Origin of the sequence: Brevundimonas faecalis (assembly GCF_040549405.1) — a bacterium.
Taxonomy (GTDB): Bacteria; Pseudomonadota; Alphaproteobacteria; order Caulobacterales; family Caulobacteraceae; genus Brevundimonas; species Brevundimonas faecalis.
This window is the reverse complement of record NZ_JBEPTF010000001.1, coordinates 1436046-1455482: the sequence shown is the minus strand read 5'-3', so window position 1 is coordinate 1455482 and position 19437 is coordinate 1436046. Positions and strand designations below refer to the sequence as shown.

Annotated in this window: 21 protein-coding genes and 2 tRNA genes; 14 read left to right on the top strand and 9 right to left on the bottom strand. The window is 66.3% G+C overall.

Going from position 1 to position 19437, the window contains the following annotated elements; genetic code table 11:
* Positions 1-16: 16 nt before the first annotated feature.
* The 5 genes from fdxA to gcvA form a co-directional block, all read right to left on the bottom strand.
* Positions 17-358: a ferredoxin FdxA gene (fdxA, locus tag ABIE19_RS07190; protein ID WP_354088439.1), complete on the bottom strand. Its 342-nt coding sequence runs from the start codon at positions 356-358 to the stop codon at positions 17-19.
* A gap of 31 nt (positions 359-389) precedes the next feature.
* Positions 390-2237, bottom strand: a complete 1848-nt coding sequence (gene cysC, locus ABIE19_RS07185; RefSeq protein WP_354088438.1) for an adenylyl-sulfate kinase — start codon at positions 2235-2237, stop codon at positions 390-392.
* Positions 2237-3181, bottom strand: a complete 945-nt coding sequence (gene cysD / locus ABIE19_RS07180) for a sulfate adenylyltransferase subunit CysD (RefSeq protein ID WP_354088437.1) — start codon at positions 3179-3181, stop codon at positions 2237-2239. Before cysD ends, cysC begins: the two co-directional genes overlap by 1 nt.
* Before the next feature lie 114 nt (positions 3182-3295).
* Complete coding sequence (locus ABIE19_RS07175; protein ID WP_435521138.1) at positions 3296-4099, bottom strand: ferredoxin--NADP reductase; 804 nt, start codon at positions 4097-4099, stop codon at positions 3296-3298.
* A gap of 133 nt (positions 4100-4232) precedes the next feature.
* Positions 4233-5162, bottom strand: coding sequence for a transcriptional regulator GcvA (gene gcvA / locus ABIE19_RS07170; RefSeq protein ID WP_354088435.1), 930 nt, complete (start codon positions 5160-5162; stop codon positions 4233-4235).
* 129 nt (positions 5163-5291) lie between these two features.
* Here gcvA and cysG point away from each other — a divergent pair, with 129 nt between their 5' ends.
* Genes cysG through ABIE19_RS07120 form a run of 10 tightly spaced genes read left to right on the top strand, consistent with a single transcriptional unit; the run spans position 5292 to position 15973 of the window.
* Complete coding sequence (cysG, locus tag ABIE19_RS07165) at positions 5292-6695, top strand: siroheme synthase CysG (protein WP_354088434.1); 1404 nt, start codon at positions 5292-5294, stop codon at positions 6693-6695.
* Positions 6692-6979 (top strand): DUF2849 domain-containing protein, encoded by a 288-nt coding sequence (locus ABIE19_RS07160; RefSeq protein WP_354088433.1) that lies wholly within the window; start codon positions 6692-6694, stop codon positions 6977-6979. The genes cysG and ABIE19_RS07160 overlap by 4 nt, the downstream gene beginning before the upstream one ends.
* Positions 6979-8646, top strand: coding sequence for a nitrite/sulfite reductase (locus ABIE19_RS07155; RefSeq protein WP_354088432.1), 1668 nt, complete (start codon positions 6979-6981; stop codon positions 8644-8646). Before ABIE19_RS07160 ends, ABIE19_RS07155 begins: the two co-directional genes overlap by 1 nt.
* Positions 8633-9706 (top strand): phosphoadenylyl-sulfate reductase, encoded by a 1074-nt coding sequence (locus ABIE19_RS07150; RefSeq protein ID WP_354088431.1) that lies wholly within the window; start codon positions 8633-8635, stop codon positions 9704-9706. The genes ABIE19_RS07155 and ABIE19_RS07150 overlap by 14 nt, the downstream gene beginning before the upstream one ends.
* A gap of 54 nt (positions 9707-9760) precedes the next feature.
* Complete coding sequence (locus tag ABIE19_RS07145) at positions 9761-10780, top strand: cysteine synthase A (protein ID WP_354088430.1); 1020 nt, start codon at positions 9761-9763, stop codon at positions 10778-10780.
* Positions 10777-11820 carry a sulfate ABC transporter substrate-binding protein gene (locus ABIE19_RS07140; RefSeq protein ID WP_354088428.1) on the top strand — a complete coding sequence of 348 codons (1044 nt, stop codon included), beginning with the start codon at positions 10777-10779 and terminating at the stop codon, positions 11818-11820. The genes ABIE19_RS07145 and ABIE19_RS07140 overlap by 4 nt, the downstream gene beginning before the upstream one ends.
* Positions 11817-12662 carry a sulfate ABC transporter permease subunit CysT gene (cysT, locus tag ABIE19_RS07135; protein ID WP_354088426.1) on the top strand — a complete coding sequence of 282 codons (846 nt, stop codon included), beginning with the start codon at positions 11817-11819 and terminating at the stop codon, positions 12660-12662. Before ABIE19_RS07140 ends, cysT begins: the two co-directional genes overlap by 4 nt.
* Positions 12659-13522 (top strand): sulfate ABC transporter permease subunit CysW, encoded by an 864-nt coding sequence (gene cysW / locus ABIE19_RS07130; RefSeq protein WP_354088425.1) that lies wholly within the window; start codon positions 12659-12661, stop codon positions 13520-13522. Before cysT ends, cysW begins: the two co-directional genes overlap by 4 nt.
* Before the next feature lies 1 nt (position 13523).
* A complete protein-coding gene (locus ABIE19_RS07125) occupies positions 13524-14585 on the top strand; it encodes a sulfate/molybdate ABC transporter ATP-binding protein (protein ID WP_354088423.1) in 1062 nt (353 codons plus the stop codon).
* Complete coding sequence (locus ABIE19_RS07120; protein ID WP_354088422.1) at positions 14582-15973, top strand: FAD/NAD(P)-binding protein; 1392 nt, start codon at positions 14582-14584, stop codon at positions 15971-15973. Before ABIE19_RS07125 ends, ABIE19_RS07120 begins: the two co-directional genes overlap by 4 nt.
* A 27-nt stretch (positions 15974-16000) precedes the next feature.
* On the opposite strand, the gene ABIE19_RS07115 is transcribed toward ABIE19_RS07120, so the two are convergent.
* The 4 genes from ABIE19_RS07115 to ABIE19_RS07100 form a co-directional block, all read right to left on the bottom strand.
* Entirely contained in the window at positions 16001-16237 is a 237-nt protein-coding gene (locus ABIE19_RS07115; RefSeq protein ID WP_354088421.1) for a hypothetical protein, read from the bottom strand.
* A gap of 41 nt (positions 16238-16278) precedes the next feature.
* A complete protein-coding gene (locus tag ABIE19_RS07110) occupies positions 16279-16722 on the bottom strand; it encodes a lysozyme inhibitor LprI family protein (protein WP_354088420.1) in 444 nt (147 codons plus the stop codon).
* A 121-nt stretch (positions 16723-16843) separates the two neighbouring features.
* A complete protein-coding gene (locus tag ABIE19_RS07105; RefSeq protein ID WP_354088419.1) occupies positions 16844-17044 on the bottom strand; it encodes a hypothetical protein in 201 nt (66 codons plus the stop codon).
* Between the two features lie 146 nt (positions 17045-17190).
* Positions 17191-17264, bottom strand: a tRNA-Gln gene (locus ABIE19_RS07100).
* Positions 17265-17477: 213 nt separating this feature from the next.
* Between ABIE19_RS07100 and ABIE19_RS07095 the strand changes: the two genes are divergently transcribed.
* The 4 genes from ABIE19_RS07095 (at position 17478) to ABIE19_RS07080 (ending at position 19424) form a co-directional block, all read left to right on the top strand.
* A tRNA-Pro gene (locus ABIE19_RS07095) sits at positions 17478-17554 on the top strand.
* A 73-nt stretch (positions 17555-17627) separates the two neighbouring features.
* Positions 17628-18176: a DUF924 family protein gene (locus tag ABIE19_RS07090; protein WP_354088418.1), complete on the top strand. Its 549-nt coding sequence runs from the start codon at positions 17628-17630 to the stop codon at positions 18174-18176.
* Positions 18177-18300: 124 nt separating this feature from the next.
* Entirely contained in the window at positions 18301-19110 is an 810-nt protein-coding gene (locus ABIE19_RS07085; protein WP_354088417.1) for a thymidylate synthase, read from the top strand.
* 5 nt (positions 19111-19115) lie between these two features.
* On the top strand, positions 19116-19424 hold the full coding sequence (locus ABIE19_RS07080; protein ID WP_354088416.1) for a nucleoside triphosphate pyrophosphohydrolase family protein: 309 nt from the start codon (positions 19116-19118) through the stop codon (positions 19422-19424).
* Positions 19425-19437 lie beyond the last annotated feature (13 nt).

Genomic DNA, 19437 nt, shown 5'->3' with positions numbered 1-19437 from the left:
TCGAAGTTCGGCTTGATCAGTCGCCCTTGCCGGGCTTTTCGCTGAAGTATTTCTCAAACTTGCCGGTTTCGCGTTCGTACTGTTCGCGGTCGGCGGGCGGCGTGCCCTTGACCGTGATGTTGGGCCAGACCTTGGCGTACTGGGCGTTGATCTGCAGCCACTTGCCGTCCGGTTCGTCCTCGGTGTCCGGCACGATGGCGTCCACCGGGCATTCCGGCTCGCACACCCCGCAGTCGATGCACTCGTCCGGCGCGATCGCCAGGAAGTTCTCGCCCTCGTAGAAGCAATCGACCGGGCACACCTCCACGCAGTCCATGAACTTACATTTCACGCAGGCGTCGGTGACGATGTAGGTCACGGCAGGCTTTCCGAGCTAGGGGAGCGGCGGCCTAGAGCCAGCCGCGTTCTTCCAGAAGACGACGGATCGCATCCACCGCCTGGGATGGAGACAGTTGATCCGTCGTGATGATCAGGTCAGGCCGCGTCGGCGGCTCATAGGGCGCGGCGACCCCGGTCAGATCGGTGATGAGACCTGCATCAGCACGGGCGTAGAGGCCCTTGGGATCGCGAGCGCGGCAACTGTCGAGCGAAGCGTTCACGTGGACTTCAAGGAAGCTCTCTTCATCGAAACGAGCGCGGACAGCGTCCCGATCCCGCTGGCGCGGGGATATCAGGGCGCAGATGGCGATCACGCCCGTGTCGGCGAACAGGCGTGCGGCTTCCCCCGTCCGACGGACGTTCTCGGCCCGATCTTCATCGGAGAAGCCCAGGTCGCGGTTCAAGCCGTGGCGCAGGTTGTCGCCGTCCAGCAAGGCCGTCCGGCATCCCCGCGCATGCAGGACGCGCTGCAGGGCTTGCGCCACAGTGGACTTGCCGGCGCCGGACAGACCAGTCAGCCAGACTGCGCCGCCGCGATGGCCGTTCAGAAGCTCATGCGCCTCTCGTCCCACCGCCGCCGGACTGTGATGAATATGGGCCGCCTGGTCGGGAGCGCCGATGATCACGCCGGCGGCGACGGTCACGCCGCTGCCTCGTTCGATCAGGATGAAGGCGCCCTGTGCCGGATCGTCGCGAAATGCATCGACAGCAACCGGCGACGGCAGGCTCAACCGACCGTTCGCGACCTCATTGGGCGCCAGGGCGATGTCGTCCGCCAGGGTCAGCCTCGCCGGAGAGGTACGCGCACCCAGCTTGACCAGGTAACGCCCATCCGGATCGAACGCCCCTTCCCCCATCCACAGCAGACGCACGTCCAACTGGTCCGCGGCTGACGGCCGGTCGGAAGCCAGAGCCAGGACATCGCCGCGCGCGACATCCACCTCCTCAACCAGTTCCAGGGTCACAGCGTCGCCCGCCTGTGCGACCGCCACCTCCTCGTCGCCGCGCAGGATGCGAGCCAAACGAGCCGTCTGGCCGCCGGGGCAGACGGCCAGCAGGTCCCCGGTTCTCACCTGTCCGGAAGAGATCGTCCCGGCGTAGCCACGGAATTCAGCATGGGGTCGGTTCACATACTGAACCGGAAGGCGGAAGGGTCGGCGATCGGCGCCGCTCGCGACCGGCGTGCTTTCCAGGGCCTCGATCAGGCTGGGGCCTTCATACCAGGGCGTCGCAGGCGAGCGCCGGGTCAGGTTGTCCCCTCGACGCGCGCTGACCGGGATGGCCGTCACCGTCAGGAAGTCCAGATCGGCCGCCAGTGCGTCGTAGGCGTCGCGAATTCGCGCGAAGACGGACGGATCGTCAGCGACCAGGTCGATCTTGTTCACCGCCAGGACGACATGACGGATGCCAAACAGGGAAACGATTCGGCTGTGCCGCGCCGTCTGGGCCGTCAGCCCCTTGGTCGCGTCCACCAGCACCACGGCGGCGTCGCAGGTCGAGGCGCCCGTGGCCATGTTGCGCGTATATTGTTCGTGTCCCGGCGTGTCGGCGACGATGAAGCTGCGCCTCGCCGTCGACATGTAGCGATAGGCCACGTCGATGGTGATGCCCTGCTCACGCTCGGCTTCCAGCCCGTCCAACAGGAGGGCGTAGTCCAGATTGGCGCCGTCCGTGCCGAAACGCCGCGAGTCCCGTTCCAGGGCCGCCAGTTGATCCTCCGGCACCTGCCCCGTCTCGAACAGCAGACGACCGATCAGGGTCGACTTTCCGTCGTCCACCGATCCGCAGGTCAGGAAACGCAGCAAATCCCGTTCAGCGGCCTGTATCGGGGCAGCCCCGACCGTCACGGCTCCGTCCATCAGAAATAGCCTTCGCGCTTCTTGCGCTCCATCGAAGCCGTCTCATCGGCGTCGATAAGTCGTCCCTGGCGTTCCGACTGTCGGCTTTGGCGCAGTTCACGAATGACTGCGTCAAGGTCGTCGGCCTCGGACTCCACGGCAGCGCTCAACGGATAGCAGCCGAGGGAGCGGAAACGAACCCGGCGCATCCGGGGCGTCTCTCCCTCCTTCAACGGAAGACGGTCGTCGTCGCGGACGATCAGAGCGCCGTCACGCTCGACGACGGGACGCAAGGCCGAGAAGTAGAGCGGTACGACCGGGATTCCCTCGGCGCGCGTATATTCCCAGACGTCCAACTCGGTCCAGTTGGACAAGGGGAAGACGCGCAGGCTCTCGCCCGGCCCCAGGTTCGAGTTCCACAACCGCCACAGCTCCGGCCGCTGGCGACGTGGGTCCCAGCTGTGATCGGCGCCGCGGAAGGAGAAGATACGCTCCTTGGCTCGCGACTTTTCCTCGTCGCGGCGAGCGCCGCCGATGGCGACGTCGAAACCATGCAGATCCAGCGCCTGCTTCAGCGCATCCGTCTTCATCGCCTGGGTGTGAACTGAAGACCCCGAAGTAATCGGGCTGACGCCGCGCGCCAGGGCGTCGTGATTGGTGTGGACCAGCAGCCGCGCGCCATAGAGGCCCGTGACGTAGTCCCTATGAGTGATCATGTCCCGGAACTTCCATGTCGTATCGACATGCAGCAGGGGAAAGGGCGGCGACGCCGGATAGAAGGCCTTGGCCGCCAGGTGCAGCAGAGCGCCGGAATCCTTGCCGATCGAATAGAGCATGACGGGGTTACGCGCGGTGGCGGCGACCTCACGCAGGATTTCTATCGCCTCGGCCTCCAGCCGGCGCAGATGCGGCGACAGGCTGTGACGCGACGGCGTCTGCTTCGGCTTTTCAACGGTCGCCTGCATGGGGCCGCGATCCTCGATCATCATGGGGAAAAGAAACTGTAAGGGGTTGATGCGTCGGGGGCTGGTCGGCGTCGAACGATATGATCTGCCGTCAGCCGATAGATTTTCTGCGCCCTATCCGACGAAGGCCCGTTCCAGCACATAGTCGCCCGGTTCGGCGTTGGAGCCCTCGACCAGACCGTGGCTTTCCAACAGGGCGGCCGTCTCCCGGATCATCGCGGTCGATCCGCACAGCATGACGCGATCGACATCAGGATCGAAGCCTGGACCCAGGCCCAGGTCGGCGAAGAAGCGTCCGTCCGCGATGCGGTCGGTGATCCGGCCCGGACGCTCAAAGGCGTCGCGCGTGACGGTGGGATAGTAGGTCAGTTGTCCTCTCGCCTCTTCTCCGATCAGGGGATCCTCGAACAGGTCCCGAGTGAAGAAGTCGCGATAGGCCAGGTCCGCGACCTGCCGCACCGTATGGGTCGTCACCACCCGTTCGAACCGTGCGTAGGTTTCCGGGTCGCGCGCCACGCTGAGCCAGGGCGCCAGGCCCGTTCCGGTCCCGATCAGGAACAGTCGGCGACCCGGCTTCAGCGCATCCAGCACCAGGGTGCCGGTCGGCTTCCTGCCCAGCAGGACCTCGTCGCCAGGCTGGATATGGACAAGGCGGGACGTCAGCGGTCCGTCCTCGACCCGGATGGAGAAGAACTCCAGCTCCTCAGCCCAGGACGGACTAGCGATGGAATAGGCCCTCAGGGTCGGCTTGCCGCCCTCCGTGGCAGGCAGGCCGATCATGACGAACTCGCCGGAGCGGAATCGAAAATCCTCAGGCCGGTCGATGGCGAAGCTGAACAGGTGCTCGGTCCAGTGCCGGACCCATCGCACGCGTTGCGTAGTCCAGGGCGCGGCAACGGCGGGACGGGGACGCTCCAGACTTGCGACTTCGCTCACGATCAGCCTCCTGTTTCAGAAGGCTTTCGAAATAGGGCTGGACCAGCGCTCTATGGAAACGATCAATCCTTCCGCCAACGTGCAGAAAATCTGCAGGCCGCCGAAAACCGGGCGATCAGAGCTGATCCAGGTTGTTGTCGTAGTCGATCGCCTGCTTCTTCAGCCAGGCGACGAAAGCCTGAGTTCCAGGCGAGACGGGACGATCCCGCGGCAGGACGATGTAGTAGGCGAAACCGACCACCTGACTGCCGTCCGGGAAGGGCGCAACCAGACGGCCGCTGTCTAGGTCCGCCTGGGCCAGGGTGCGCTTGGCCAAAGCGACGCCCCGCCCGGCGGCAGCGGCCTCGATCAACATGCCGGACTGGTCGAAGCGCGAGCCACGCCGGGCGTCGGCGTGACTGGCGTGGCGGGCCTTCAGCCACATGGCCCAGTCCGGACGGGAGGCGTCGCCGTCCTCCGACATGTCGTGCAGCAGATTGTGACGTGACAGGTCGGCGGCCGTGCGGATGGGGTGCGGGTCGGCCGTCAAGGAGGGCGCGCAGACCGGAATCACCGTCTCGGTCAGCAGCTTCTCGACCAGATGGCCGGGATATTCGCCGGGTCCGTAACGGATGGCCAGATCGACCTTCCCCTTGCCCACTGTCACCGGCTCCATGTCCGCCGAAATCCAGACCTCGATGTCCGGATGGGCGGCGTGGAAGTCGTCCATGCGCGGCATCAACCACTTCGACGCAAAGGACGGAGCCACGCTGAGCGCCACGGTGCGGTTCAGCGGCGGCTCGCGCAGAATCGCCGAGGCGTCCATCAGCCGCTCGAACCCTTCGCGCAGCAGAGGCATGGCCGCCCGCCCCAGTTCGGTCAGTTGCAGCCCCCTGGCTTCCCGCGTGAACAGGGGCGAGCCGATGATCTCCTCCAGCAGGCGAATCTGCTGGCTGACGGCTCCAGGCGTCACCGACAGCTCGTCCGCCGTCCGCGAGAAGTTCAGATGCCGCGACGCGCTTTCAAAAGCGCGGAGAGCGTTAAGGGGCAAAAGCGGGCGAGCCATAGCTTGTAGAAAACCTATCAGGGCGGCGAAGACAATCTGGTTTGTGGATGGATCGTGCACGGTCGATGGTCAATGTCGAGCCGTCACGCAACGTCGTTGGCGGAAGACTGCAAACCATGGAACAGCCCGTTGCGCGTCTTTCTTGCATCCATTCCCCTGGACGGGGCCCGCGTCGTGGTGGTCGGCTCCGGCGAACCCGCCCTGGCCAAGCTGCGGCTGTTCCTGGACAGCCCTGCGGAGCTTCTCTGGTTCGCGCCTGACGGCCTGCCTTCGCCGCTCGAGATTCCTGCCGGAGCGCCGGCGCCTGTCACGCGGCGCCCCGATTTCGCCGACCTGATCGACGCGCGACTGGTCTTCATCGCCGTGAACGACATCGTGAAGGCTCACGCCGTGGCGAAGACGGCCCGTGCGCTCGGCGCCCAGGTCAACATCGTCGATCAGCCGGATTCCAGCGACTTCCACACCCCGGCCCTGATCGATCGCGACGAGGTGGTCGTGGCCGTGGCGACCGGTGGATCCGCCCCCATCCTGGCCCGCGACCTGCGTTCCAGGATCGAAGGCGTCCTGCCGCAAGGCGTGGCCTCGGTCGCACGCCTCGCGGGCGATCTGCGCCGGACGGTCAAGGAGTCCGTGCCCGATTTCATGGCGCGCCGCCGGTTCTGGGAAAAGGCGTTTCGTGGTCCCGCCGCCGATCTGGCCGCCGAAGGTCGAATGGCCGAGGCCCGCCGCGAGATGGTCCGCCTGCTGAACGCCGCCGCCGCGCCCCATGAAACGCCGCCCCAAGGCCTGGTCCATATCGTCGGCGCCGGCCCCGGCGACCCCGAGCTTCTGACCTTGAAGGCCCTGCGCGCGCTCCAAGACGCCGACGTCATCATCCATGACCGTCTGGTTTCTTCCGAGATCCTTGACCGCGCCCGGCGCGACGCCCGCCGCATCTATGTCGGCAAGTCGCGCGGCGACCATTCCGTGCCTCAGGACGAGATCGAACGCCTGATGATCGAGGAAGCGCGCGCCGGACACCGGGTCGTGCGTCTGAAAGGCGGCGATCCCTTCGTCTTCGGTCGAGGCGGCGAAGAACTGGAAGCCATGCGCGCGGCCGGGATCGAAACCATCGTCGTGCCGGGCGTAACCGCGGCCCTGGCCTGCGCCGCTTCGACCGGTCTACCCTTGACCCATCGCGATCATGCCCAGGCTGTGACCTTCGTCACTGGACAGCCCAAGCCCGGCGGCGTCGACGCCGACTGGAGCCGCCTGGCCGCGCCGAACCATACCCTGGCCGTCTACATGGGCGCGGGCCAGGCCGAACGCATCGCCGCCGACCTGCTGGCGGCCGGGCGCGACGGCGCCACCCCGGTCGTCGTGATCGAGAACGGCAGCCGTCCGGATCAACGCGTCGTCAAGGGACGCCTGGATCGCCTCGGCGCCCTGGTTGCGCGACTGGACCTGACCGGACCCGCGCTCCTGTTCATTGGAGAAACCGCCGCCCTGGCCGTTTCCGACGACCAGCCCGCCCTGTCGGAGGTTGCGGCATGAAGCTGCTGACCGCAAATCGACTGAACGACGGCCGCGTCGTCTACCTGGGCGAGGCCGATGCGCCGGTGGACGCCATCGAGGCCGCGCGCGTTCTGGACGCCGAAGCCGCCGAAACAGCCCTGGCGTCGGCCCTGGCCCGCCCGGCCCTGTTCGTAAACCCCTACCTGATCGAGGTCGAAGGCCGCGCGCCTTCGGGGCGCGACCGGCTGAAGGAGCGCATCCGCTCCGCCGGCCCAACTGTCGGCCACAGCCTGAAGGCCGCCTCGCGGTCGGAGTTCGCCTGATGTACCGCTACGACGAATTCGACGCGGCCCTGGTGCGCGAACGCATCGCCGAGTTCAGCGACCAGGTCGTTCGCCGCACGGAAGGCGCGCTGACGGAGGATGAGTTCAAGCCCCTGCGGCTGATGAACGGCGTCTACCTGCAACTCCACGCCTATATGCTGCGGATCGCCGTGCCCTATGGCGTGATGAACAGCCGACAGATGCGACGCCTGGCCTATGTCGCCCGCACCTACGACAAGGGCTACGGCCACTTCACGACGCGGACGAACATCCAGTTCAACTGGCCCGCGCTTCAAGATCTGCCCGCCATCCTCAGCGACTTGGCCGATGTCGAGATGCACGCCATCCAGACCTCCGGCAACTGCGTCCGCAACGTCACGACCGACGTCTTCGCAGGCGTCGCCGACGACGAGATCGAGGATCCGCGTCCCTGGTGCGAGATCATCCGTCAGTGGTCGACCATCCATCCCGAGTTCTCCTTCCTGCCGCGCAAGTTCAAGATCGCGGTGATCGGGGCGGAAAAGGACCGGGCCGCAATCCGCACCCACGACGTGGGCCTCCAGATCGTGCGCGGCCGGGACGGACAGGCCGCCTTCCGTGTCTTCGTCGGCGGCGGCCAGGGTCGCCTGCCCCATATCGCCCAGGAGATCGCCTCGGAGGTGCCGGGCCGATCGCTGCTGGCCTATCTGACCGCCATCCTGCGCGCCTATAATCTGCTGGGACGGCGAGACAACATCCACAAGGCGCGGATCAAGATCCTGGTCGCCGCCGTCGGACTGGACGCCTTCCGAGAGGAGGTCGAACGCCAGTTCGCCGTGTTGAGTCAGGAAGACCTGCGCGTCCCGGATGAGGAACTGGCCCGGATCCAGACCTATTTCACCCCGCCTTCCTTCGCCGATCTTTCGGCGCAGAGCGTGACCCATGACGCCGCACGCCGCCTGAACCCCGAGTTCGCCCGTTTCGTCCGCATCAATGTTCGCAAGCATCGCCAACCCGGCTATGCGGCCGTCGTCATCTCATTGAAGCCGACGGACGGCGTGCCCGGCGACATCACCGCGGACCAGATGGAGGTCGTGGCCGACCTGGCCCGGCGCTGGTCCTTCGACGAGGTCCGCGCCTCATACGAGCAGAACCTGATCCTGCCCCATGTCCGCCTGGACGACCTGCACGCCGTCTGGACGCGCCTGCGCGAAGCGGGATTGGCCACGCCCAACGCCGATCTGGCGACCGACATCATCGCCTGCCCCGGTCTGGACTACTGCAGCCTGGCCAACGCCCGCTCCATCCCCGTGGCCCAGGCCCTATCACGTCAGTTCGCCGACCTGGACCTTCAGGAAAGGCTGGGGCCGCTGCGGATCAACATCAGCGGCTGCATCAACGCCTGCGGCCATCACCATGTCGGCCACATCGGCGTCCTGGGCGTCGATCGAAAGGGCGAGGAATATTATCAGATCACGGTCGGCGGCTCGCCCGACGAACAGGCCGCCCTGGGCGAAATCGTCGGCCGCAGCCTGCCGTCCGAAGAGGTGGCGCCGGCCGTCGCCCGCGCCCTGGACCGCTACCTGGAAGTGCGCCTGGACGGCGAGACCTTCATCGACACGGTGCGTCGCCTGGGCGCCGATCCCTTCCGCACCGCCATCTACGAGCCGATCGATGCAGTTGCTTGAGCAAGCCCAGGACGGCGTCCGCCTCAGCGTCGTCACGCCCGAGGCCGAGGTGCGCGCCGTCGCCGACACGGCCGAGGTCCTGATCCTGGAGTTCGACGCCTTTCGCGACGGGCGCGGCTTCTCCCTGGCCGCCTTGCTGCGCGGCCAGGGCTACAAGGGTCGACTGATCGCGGCCGGCAAGGTTTTGCCGGATCAGGCGCGCCACCTGCGCCGCAGCGGCTTCGACGCGGTCGAACTGGCGCCGGGCGCCGACGCCGCCGCCTGGCGACGCATGGACCAGATCTTCAGCGCCGCCTATCAATCCGCCCTGGGCGACGATCCCCTGATCTGGCGCCGGCGTCGCGCAGCGCCCCCTGAAGGCGTCGCCGTTCTGGCGGCTCGGCTGAATGCGGAACTGGCCGACGCCGATCCTGAAGTCATTCTTGCGACCGTCCTGGACCCGGCCTTAGGCCGCAAGGCCGCCGCCGTCTCCTCCTTCGGGGCCGAGGCCGCCGTCCTGCTGCATCAGATATCCCGGGTGCGCCGCGACCTGCCCGTCGTCTTTCTCGAAACCGGCCAGCACTTCTTCCAGACCCTGGCCTATCGACGGGAACTGACGGACCGACTGGGCCTGACGGACGTGCGCGATGTCGCGCCCGATCCGACCGACCTGTCGCGCATCGATTCTCGGGGCGACCTGTGGCGCTCCCGGCCGGACGACTGCTGCGCCGTTCGCAAGGTCCAACCCCAACAGCGCGCCCTGGCCGGGTTCGACACCCGCATCACCGGCCGCAAGAGGTTTCAGAACGATCAGCGCGCAGCCCTGCCGCTGTTCGAGGTCGACGGCGACGTCCTAGTGGTCAATCCGCTCGCCCGTTGGTCGCCGGACCAGATCGAAACCTGGCTGACTGAACACCAACTGCCGCGCCACCCCCTGGTGGAGCAAGGCTTTCCTTCCATCGGCTGCTGGCCCTGCACCCGCGCGGTCGAAGCCGGCGAAGGCGCTCGCGACGGGCGCTGGGCCGGGCAGGAGAAGACCGAGTGCGGCATCCACGGCCGCATCCTCTCCCCCGTCTGTTGAAGCCTCTTCAGCCGTTCAACCCCATCCCAGACATCGCCTTTTTCGAGCCGTCCCTTGTCCAAAGACAGCATCGTCGACCTCATCGGCAATACGCCGCTTCTACGCCTGAACCGCCTGTCCGATGCGACGGGGTGTGAAATCTTGGGCAAGGCGGAGTTCCTCAATCCCGGCCAGTCGATCAAGGACCGCGCCGCCCTTTCCATCGTCCGCAAGGCCAAGGCCTCCGGCGCCCTCCGTCCCGGCGGCGTGATCGTCGAGGGCACGGCCGGGAACACCGGTATCGGCCTGGCCCTGGTCGGCGCCGCCCTGGGCCATCGCGTGGTCATCGTCATGCCGCGCACCCAGTCGGAGGAGAAGAAGCTGGCCATCCGCGCCCTCGGCGCTCGGCTGATCGAAGTGGACGCGGCCCCCTTCTCCAGCCCCAACCACTTCGTCCACTATTCGGCCGAGGTCGCGCGCAAGCTGGACGCGACCGAGCGGCATGGCGCCTTCTGGGCCAATCAGTTCGACAATGTCGCCAACCGCGCCGCCCACTATGAAGGCACCGCCGCCGAGATCTGGAGCCAGACGGATGGCAAGGTCGACGCCTTCGTCAGCGCCGTGGGCAGCGGCGGCACCCTGGCGGGCGTGGCCGCCTATCTGCGCGAGCGGAACCCCGCGGTGAAGATCGCCCTGGCCGACCCCGCAGGCGCCTCCCTGTTCAACTGGTTCACCAAGGGCCAGATGAGCGCCGAGGGCAGCTCCATCACCGAGGGCATCGGCGTCGGACGCATCACCGGCAACCTGGAAGACTTCACGCCTGACTTCGCCTACCGCGTCGAAGATACTGAATTTCTGCCCATTCTGTTCGATCTCGTGGCCCATGAAGGCCTGTCGCTGGGCGGATCATCCGGCGTCAACCTGGCCGGCGCCGTGCGTCTGGCGCGCGAGATCGGGCCGGGCAAGACCATCGTCACCGTCCTGTGCGATCCCGGCGCCCGTTACGCCTCGCGCCTGTTCAACCCCGCCTTCCTGCGCGGCAAGGGCCTGCCGACGCCGCAATGGGTCGAAGAAGACATTCGGGAGGTCGCATGACCGACGCCCTGTTCCAACCCGGCCGTCGCAACCTGCTGATCGGCGTCGGCGCCCTGGGCCTGAGCGGCGCCCTTGCCGGGTGCGGCCGTTCGCCAGAGGGCCAATCCGCCCTGTTGAACGTCTCCTATGATCCGACGCGCGAGTTCTACCGCGCCTACAACGAGGCCTTCCTGACCCGCTGGCGTGAAAAAGGCGGCGCGTCCTTCGCCATCGAACAGTCCCACGGCGGCTCAGGCAAGCAGGCCCGAGCGGTCATCGACGGCCTGCCCGGCGACGTCGTCACCCTGGCCCTGGCTTCGGACATCGATGAGATCGCGGCGCGCGGCCTGATCAAGCCCGACTGGCAAACCCGCCTGCCGAACAACGCCGCCCCCTATACCTCGACCATCGTCTTCCTGGTGCGAAAGGGAAATCCCAAGGGCGTCCGCGACTGGCCCGACCTGCTGAAACCGGGGGTGGAGGTCATCACCCCGAACCCAAAGACGTCCGGCGGCGCACGCTGGAACTATCTGGCGGCCTGGGCGGACGCCCTGCGCCGTCCGGGCGCCAGCGAGCAGACGGCCCAGGCCTTCGTCGCCGAACTTTACCGGCGGGTGCCGGTGCTCGACACGGGCGCGCGCGGCTCGACCACCACCTTCGTCCAGCGCGGCATCGGCGACGTCCTGCTGGCCTGGGAGAACGAAGCCTTCCTGGCGACGAAAGAACTGGGACCCGATCAGGTCGACATCGTCGCCCCGCCCTTCTCCATCCTGGCCGAACCGCCCGTGTCGGTGGTCGACGGCGTGGTGGACAAGAAGGGTTCGCGCGAGCGGGCTCAGGCCTATCTGACGCAACTCTATGACGAACCGGCGCAGGTCCTGGCGGCTGAACACTATTATCGTCCGCGCGATCCGGCCGTCGCCGCCCGCTTCGCCGACAGGTTCCCGCATCTGGAACTGACCGACATCTCCGCCTTCGGCGGTTGGACAGCGGCTCAAAAGCGGCACTTCGCCGACGGCGGCGTGTTCGACCAGATCTATCAGCCCGGCCGACGATCATGACCGCCAAGGCCGGACGCACCTTCTGGAAGACGCCCAGCGCCCTGCCCGGCTTTTCCCTCTCGCTGGGGTTCACGCTCGCCTATCTGTCCCTCTTCGTCCTGATCCCCCTGACCGCCCTGGCGATCCGGCCATGGGAGAACGGATGGAGCGGAGCGATCGAAGCCGTCGTCTCTCCTCGCGCCCAGGCGGCCCTGGGCCTCAGCTTCGTCGCCGCTGCTGCGGCGGCCCTCATCAATGCCGTGACGGGAGGCCTGCTGGCCTGGGTGCTGGCGCGTTACGACTTTCCGGGCAAGCGCATCGCCGATGCGATCATCGACCTGCCCTTCGCCTTGCCGACGGCCGTGGCCGGGATCGCCCTGACCGCCCTCTATGCGCCGAACGGCCCCATCGGCGGGTTGCTGGCGCCGTTGGACATCCGCATCGCCTACACTCCGATCGGGGTGGTGATCGCCATGGTCTTCGTCGGCCTGCCCTTCGTCGTCCGCTCGATCCAGCCCGTGCTCGAGGATCTGGATCAAGAGGTGGAGGCCGCCGCGGAAACCCTGGGCGCCTCGGCCTGGCAGAGAGCCAGCCAGGTCGTCTTCCCCGCGATCCTGCCCGCCCTGCTGTCCGGCGTCGGCCTGGCCTTCGCGCGCGGCGTGGGCGAATACGGCTCGGTCATCTTCATCGCCGGCAACATGCCGATGAAGTCGGAAATCGCGCCCCTGCTGATCGTCACCCAGTTGGAGCAGTTCAACTATGCGGGCGCGGCAGCCATCGGCTTGGCCATGCTGGTCCTCTCCTTCCTCATCCTGCTGGGCTTCAACGGCCTGCAAGCCCTGGCAGCGAGGCGCGGCGCATGACCAGCGACACCCTGACCGTCACGCCAGTCCGCACCGCCGCGCCTTCCGTCCGACAACGTCTGTTGATCGGGTTGGCCCTGACATGGTTGGCGCTGATCGTGCTCGCCCCCCTGGCCGTCATCCTGGTGGAGGCGTTGCGACGTGGCGCGGAAGGCGTCTTCGGCGCCTTCTCGGAGCCGGACGTCTGGGCCGCCGCTCGCCTGACCCTGCTGACGACGGCGATCGCTACGCCGCTGAACGCGGTCTTCGGCCTGGCCGCCGCCTGGTGCGTCACCCGCTTTCAGTTCAGGGGCAAGACCTTGCTGATGGCTCTGATCGACCTGCCGCTGTCGGTGTCGCCGGTCATTTCCGGCCTGGTCTGGGTCCTGTTGTTCGGCGCCTCGGGCTGGTTCGCGCCCTGGCTGAACGCCTGGGGGCTGCAGATCATGTTCACCCCGGTCGCCATCGTCCTGGCCACGATCCTGGTCACCCTGCCCTATGTGGCGCGTGAACTGATCCCGCTGATGCAGCAGCAAGGATCGGACGAGGAACTGGCCGCCCTGACCCTGGGCGCCCGCCCGTTCGCCGTCTTCTTCATGATCACCCTGCCCAATGTCCGTTGGGCCCTGCTGTACGGCGTGCTCCTGGCCAACGCCCGGGCGATGGGCGAGTTCGGCGCGGTCTCCGTAGTCTCCGGCCATATCCGCGGCCTGACCAACACCCTGCCGCTGCACGTCGAGATTCTTTATAATGAGTACGACTTCGTTGGAGCCTTCGCGACCGCCGCCCTGCTGGCGACTCTCGCGCTCGTGACCCTGCTGCTGAAGTCCTTGCTCGAGCACCGCCACGCCGACGACCTCGCCGCGAGGGGGCGGCGCTGACATGACCCTCGACATCCGATCCATCACCCGCGCCTATGACGGCGGATCGCCCGCCCTGGACGACGTCAATCTGACGGTCCGAGAGGGCGAGTTCCTGGCCCTGCTCGGCCCGTCCGGTTCCGGCAAGACCACCCTGTTGCGGATCATGGCCGGCCTGGACCGCCCGACACGGGGCCAGGTCAGTTTCAACGGCGAGGACTTCCTGGCCCTGTCCCCGCGTGAACGCCGCGTGGGCATGGTGTTTCAGAGCTACGCCCTGTTCCGTCACATGACGGTCGCCGACAACATCGCCTTCGGCCTGAAAGTGAGACCTCGCGGTTCCCGCCCCTCCCGAGCCGACATCGCCCGGCGCGTCGACGACCTGCTGCGGCTGATTCAATTGGAAGGCTACGGCTCTCGCTTCCCCAGTCAGTTGTCCGGCGGGCAGCGCCAGCGTGTCGCCCTAGCCCGCGCCCTGGCGATCGAACCCCGCCTTCTGCTGCTGGACGAGCCCTTCGGCGCCCTGGACGCCCGCGTCCGCCGCGACCTGCGCCGCTGGCTGCGAGATGTGCATGAACAGACCGGCGTCACCACCGTCCTGGTCACCCATGATCAGGAAGAGGCCCTGGAACTGGCCGACCGCGTCGCCATCCTGAAGGACGGCCGCATCGAGCAGATCGACGCGCCACAGGCGCTGTATGAACACCCCGCCTCCGCCTTCGTCCACGACTTCCTGGGCGAAGGATTGCAACTGCGGGCGGTGGTGGATCGCGGCGAGGTCGTGTCCCAGGACTGGCGCGGCGCCGCCCCCGCCGACGCCCCCGCCGGCGACGCTCTGCTGTGCATCAGGCCCGAGGATCTGGAGGCCGGCGACGGCGGCCTGGTCGGCGTCGTCATGTCCAATCAGCGCCGCGGGGACCGGACCCGGGTGGCGGTCTCGCTTCACGGTCGACGGCTGGAACTGGACCGATGCGCGGCAGACCCTCTGGCGGGGCTGCAACCCGGCGCGCCGGTGCGACTGGTCCCTCGCCGGTTCCATCTGCTGTCGTCGGACAGGTCGCAGTTTCTGGAGAAGACCGGATGACATCGCCCACGGTCGCCGTCGTCGGCGCGGGCTTCAGCGGCCTGCTGACCACCCTGAACATCCTGCGCATGTCCCCGGACATCTCGGTCCAGTTGATCGAACGACGCGGCGTCTTCGGCCTGGGTCCGGCCTACGCCACAGGCAATCCCAAGCATGTCCTGAACGTGCGCCTTTCCAACATGAGCGCCTTTCCAGACCGGCCCCATCATCTGGCGGACTGGATGGCGGTCCAGCCTCACTGGTTCGCTCGCGACGACTTCATCACGCGTGGAGACTACGGCCGCTATCTGTCCAGCCTTCTGGATGAGGCCCTGAAGGCGGACCATGCTGGCGAACGCCTGTCTCTGATCCGAGGCGCCGTCACCGCCGTTCGGCCCGACGGCGACGCATGGGAGATCGCCCTGGGTGAGCGTCGAACGGTCCGGGCCGATGCCGTGGTCCTGGCTCAGGGCAACCTCAATCCGACGCCCCCGGCCGGCCTGGCGCCGGAACTGGTCGGATCGAACCGCTATCTGAACGATCCCTGGGCGGCCCTGGACGCCTTGCCGCCCGACGCGGACGACATCCTGCTGATCGGCTCCGGCCTGACCATGGTGGACGTCGCCGTCGCCCTGCGTCGTTCAGGGCGGCGCTTCACGGCCGTCTCGCGACACGGCCTACTGCCGCGCAGCCACAGCGCCGCAAGCATGTCGCCACAAAGGCGAACCTACGTCGGCGGCCCTCAAGCCGTTCTTCGCCAAGCCCGAAGCGCTGCGGCCGAAGGTGATTGGCGCGCCGTGATCGACGACATCCGTCATTCCGCCCGCTCACTCTGGACCTCATGGTCCCTGAAGCAGCGAAGCCGATTCCTGCGCCATCTGCGCGCGCTCTGGGACAATCATCGCCACCGCCTGGCGCCCGGCGTCGCGCGGGAAATCACGGCCATGCTGGCGGATGAGGAGCTTCAGGTCGTCGCCGCCCGAATCCACGCTCTCGTCCCCGCTGAGGGCGGAATCGAAGTCCAACTGAAAGGGCGCGGCGAATCCGAGCGTCACGCCCGCCGCTTCGACGCCGTGATCAACTGCACCGGTCCGACCGGCGACGTCGCCAACTGTCGCGATCCCCTGCTACAGGACCTGCTAGCTCAGGGGCTGGCCGTCCCAGCGCCGCTCGGGCTCGGTCTGGCCGTCGATTCCCAGGCGCGTCTCATCAACGCCCAAGATCAAGCCCATCCGCGCCTGTTCGCGATCGGTCCCCTGACCCGCGGCCTCTTCTGGGAAGCCACCGCCGTGCCCGATCTGCGTGAGCATGCCGTGGAACTCGCCGGCGCCCTCGTTTCAAGCCTGTCCGACGCAAAGCCGCACTGGGCGCCGCTTCTGCAAGATCACGACGCCTCAGCATATCTTTGACGCAAAACCCGCCAGAGCATGCGGCGTCTACCTGAAATGGGGTCGGATCAACCCGGCTTTCTGCGCCGGGCTCAATTCGCCCGCCGGAGTAAAGGCGCCCAGATAGACGCCGAGCCACAACGCAGCCAGCGCCCCGCAAAAAACGCCGACGGCATGGCGGCGTCGCCTCAGCGCAATCCAACCCAATGGCTTGACGATGTTGGCCAGCCCGAAAATCCCAACTGGAATACTGACCAGGATCAGAATGACAGCATAGGTTTTCATCACGGCTCCCTATCTCAAGCGAAACAACAAGCTCCGCAGCCTCAATCGAAACCGCTGCGCGGCGGCTCGGCCAGGCGAGGCAGCCCTTCCATCGGCGTCAGATATTCGCGCCAGACGTAGTGCGTGCGTTCTCGGACCAGCTCCATCTCGCAACTGGCGGCCATGACCGTACGGATCGTGCCCGGCTTCCAATAGGTGTCCACCGCACCGCAAGCCGTCTCCACATAGGCCCGCCACAGCCGTTCGCCCTCACGGATTTCCGCGATCAAGGCCTCGGAATCTCTTTCGTCGTTCTCGCGCAGGACCGCGTAGGCGGTGTCCGTGTACAGGCGCAGGTTCTCCTCCAGGGCCCTGACATCACGCCCCGCGCAGATGTTCTGCTCCATCGTCGAGCCCGCATTGGCGCAGTCGACATCGGACATGTCGTCCTGAACCGTCGCCGAGTTGATCGAAAGCGCACCGAACAAGGCTAACAACGCCGCCATCGCGATCTCCCTTAAATGTACCACGCGCCCAACGCTGGCATCTGCAGCGGATGATGACCAGTCGAGAAACAGGGCGACCCGCCGACGAATCGCCCTGGTGTCTTTCTCCGGCGCTCGAAGCTTACCACTTCGGGCCGCTCTTCTGATCAGTGTGGATACGGCCCGAACGCGAGACCTCGCGGGCGCCGCCGCACGCGTTCTTCTGAACCGCGATGCTTTGACTCGCCTTCTTGTGCGAGGCGGCCTTCAAGCCTTCGCCGCTATGGGTGATCTTTTCCGACTTGATGGGCTGGAAGGTCGAGCGCGTCCACGAGCTCGCCAAGATCTACGCCTCAGCCGACGCCATCGCGGAAGGCATGCTTACGAAGCTGGAGTTCAAGAACAGGACGAAAACGAAAGCTGTAAACGAGCCTGTAAACTCGTGTTGTCCGGAGAGCCCTTAACGGGCGCTTTCTTCAACGAAAGCAATGGCTGGGGAACTAGGACTCGAACCTAGAATGACGGTACCAAAAACCGTAGTGTTACCATTACACCATTCCCCAGCAGGACCAGTGCGCCCCGCGGTTCGTCGCCGCGAGGAGCGGTGAGATACGCCAAGCCTTTCGGGGATGCAACACCTGAAAACAGAAGAATTTTCATCGAGCCGCGACTTTTTTCAAACCGGCTGAATCCGCCCTTGCGAGGGCCGAAAGCCATGGGTATAAGCCCCCTCCTCGACGCAACGACGGCCTTCGGCCCGCGTCGAGGCGAAAAGTCGGAGTGTGGCTCAGTCTGGTAGAGCACTGCGTTCGGGACGCAGGGGTCGGAGGTTCGAATCCTCTCACTCCGACCATTTTTCTTACAATATGAAGCATCTCCCCTCATGGGGCCGTGCATTTGCGCGTCGGACCACTAAGTCTGGGTGCATGAGCAACTTGCTGTCCCCCGCCGAAGTCATCGCCTTCTGGACCCAGGCCGGTCCCGCCAAATGGTTCGCCAAGGACGCGGCCTTCGACGTCGCCTTTACGGAGACCTGTCAGGCCACGCATTTCGCGGCCGCCCGCCGCGAACTGGATCACTGGGCCGACACGCCGGACGGCGCCCTGGCCCTGATCATCCTGCTGGACCAATTGCCGCGAAACGCCTTCCGCGACACCGCCCACATGTTCGCCACCGACCCGCTGGCGCTAAAGGCTTCAAAAGAGGCTGTGGCGCGTGGCCATGATCGCCAGGTGTCGCCCGAAATGCGGCCCTTCGTGCTCATGCCGCTGATGCACTCCGAAGCGCTTGAGGATCAGGACGCCCTGATCGCCCTGCTCGACGAGGCCGAGTCGCCCGATACCCTGAAGTTCGCGATCATCCACCGCGACATCATCGCCCGCTTTAGCCGCTTCCCGCATCGCAACGCCTGCCTCGGCCGTACAACCACGGCGGAAGAAGCCGTCTTCCTGTCCGGCGACGGCTTCAAGGGCTGATTCGATCCACAATCGTGATCGCCGCAATGGCGGTCAGCGATTGGCGGAAGGGTGATTCGCGAGCCATGCTCGCCGCATGAACGCCCTGGCACAGATCCAAGATCTTCAAGCTGCGACGCAGGCTATGTCGGTTGACCACCCAGAGTGGCAGTATCTGAACCTGCTGCGCGACATCCTGGACAACGGCGTGCGTCGCGACGACCGCACCGGCACAGGAACCCTGGGCGTCTTCGGTCGCCAGATTCGCTTCGACCTGTCCAAGGGCTTTCCCCTTCTGACGACCAAGAAGCTGCATACCCGCTCCATCTTCGTCGAACTGCTGTGGTTCCTGCGCGGCGAAACCAACATCGCCTGGCTGAAGGACAACGGCGTCAGCATCTGGGACGAATGGGCCGACGCGAACGGCGACCTTGGCCCCGTCTACGGCAAGCAGTGGCGCTCCTGGGCCGCGCCGAACGGCCAGAGCATCGACCAGATCCAGAAGCTGGTGCACGGCCTGAAGACCAATCCCAACAGCCGCCGCCACATCGTCAGCGCCTGGAACCCGGCCGACGTGGACGACATGGCCCTGCCGCCCTGCCACTGCCTGTTCCAGTTCTTCGTCGCGGATGGAAGGCTGAGCTGCCAGCTATATCAGCGTTCGGCCGACGTCTTCCTGGGCGTGCCCTTCAACATCGCCTCCTACGCCCTGCTGACCATCATGGTCGCCCATGTGGCCGGACTGGAGCCGGGCGAGTTCGTCCATACCTTCGGCGACGCGCACCTCTATCTGAACCATCTGGAGCAGGCCGAGCTGCAGCTGACCCGCCAGCCCCTGCCCCTGCCGACCCTGACCGTGACGCCGAAATCCGATCTCTTCGCCTATGAGCTGTCGGACTTCGTTCTGAACGACTACCAGTCCTGGCCCCACATCAAGGCGGCCGTGGCGGTCTGATTCCCATGAAGATCGCCGACCTGCAGGCCGACGTCCTGCGCATCTCCGACATCTATGCGCGTGAACACGCCATCGACCGCGACCGCGACTGGGCCCTGCTGAAGTTGCAGGAAGAGCTGGGTGAGCTGACCAAGGAGCACCTGAACCTCACCGGACGTGCGCGAGGAGCGCCCGATGCCCAGGCCTTGGGCGATGAGGCGGCCGACGTCCTGGGCATGCTGCTGATCTACTGCGATCGCGCCGGCGTCGATCTGGAAGCCGCCATGCAGCGCAAATGGCTGAAGTGGCTCAAGCCTGAAATCCAAAAGGCCTAAGCGTAAACTCCCG

Excerpts from the sequence above, each read along its gene's own strand:
- cysT (WP_354088426.1), top strand. The coding sequence starts at position 11,817 with ATGACCGCCAAGGCCGGACGCACCTTCTGGAAGACGCCCAGCGCCCTG.
- cysW (WP_354088425.1), top strand. The coding sequence starts at position 12,659 with ATGACCAGCGACACCCTGACCGTCACGCCAGTCCGCACCGCCGCGCCT.
- ABIE19_RS07140 (WP_354088428.1), top strand. The coding sequence starts at position 10,777 with ATGACCGACGCCCTGTTCCAACCCGGCCGTCGCAACCTGCTGATCGGC.
- ABIE19_RS07155 (WP_354088432.1), top strand. The coding sequence starts at position 6,979 with ATGTACCGCTACGACGAATTCGACGCGGCCCTGGTGCGCGAACGCATC.
- cysD (WP_354088437.1), bottom strand. The coding sequence starts at position 3,181 with ATGCAGGCGACCGTTGAAAAGCCGAAGCAGACGCCGTCGCGTCACAGC.
- gcvA (WP_354088435.1), bottom strand. The coding sequence starts at position 5,162 with ATGGCTCGCCCGCTTTTGCCCCTTAACGCTCTCCGCGCTTTTGAAAGC.
- ABIE19_RS07120 (WP_354088422.1), top strand. The coding sequence starts at position 14,582 with ATGACATCGCCCACGGTCGCCGTCGTCGGCGCGGGCTTCAGCGGCCTG.
- ABIE19_RS07080 (WP_354088416.1), top strand. The coding sequence starts at position 19,116 with ATGAAGATCGCCGACCTGCAGGCCGACGTCCTGCGCATCTCCGACATC.
- ABIE19_RS07160 (WP_354088433.1), top strand. The coding sequence starts at position 6,692 with ATGAAGCTGCTGACCGCAAATCGACTGAACGACGGCCGCGTCGTCTAC.
- ABIE19_RS07085 (WP_354088417.1), top strand. The coding sequence starts at position 18,301 with ATGTCGGTTGACCACCCAGAGTGGCAGTATCTGAACCTGCTGCGCGAC.
- ABIE19_RS07110 (WP_354088420.1), bottom strand. The coding sequence starts at position 16,722 with ATGGCGGCGTTGTTAGCCTTGTTCGGTGCGCTTTCGATCAACTCGGCG.
- cysC (WP_354088438.1), bottom strand. The coding sequence starts at position 2,237 with ATGGACGGAGCCGTGACGGTCGGGGCTGCCCCGATACAGGCCGCTGAA.
- ABIE19_RS07115 (WP_354088421.1), bottom strand. The coding sequence starts at position 16,237 with ATGAAAACCTATGCTGTCATTCTGATCCTGGTCAGTATTCCAGTTGGG.
- ABIE19_RS07150 (WP_354088431.1), top strand. The coding sequence starts at position 8,633 with ATGCAGTTGCTTGAGCAAGCCCAGGACGGCGTCCGCCTCAGCGTCGTC.
- ABIE19_RS07090 (WP_354088418.1), top strand. The coding sequence starts at position 17,628 with ATGAGCAACTTGCTGTCCCCCGCCGAAGTCATCGCCTTCTGGACCCAG.
- ABIE19_RS07125 (WP_354088423.1), top strand. The coding sequence starts at position 13,524 with ATGACCCTCGACATCCGATCCATCACCCGCGCCTATGACGGCGGATCG.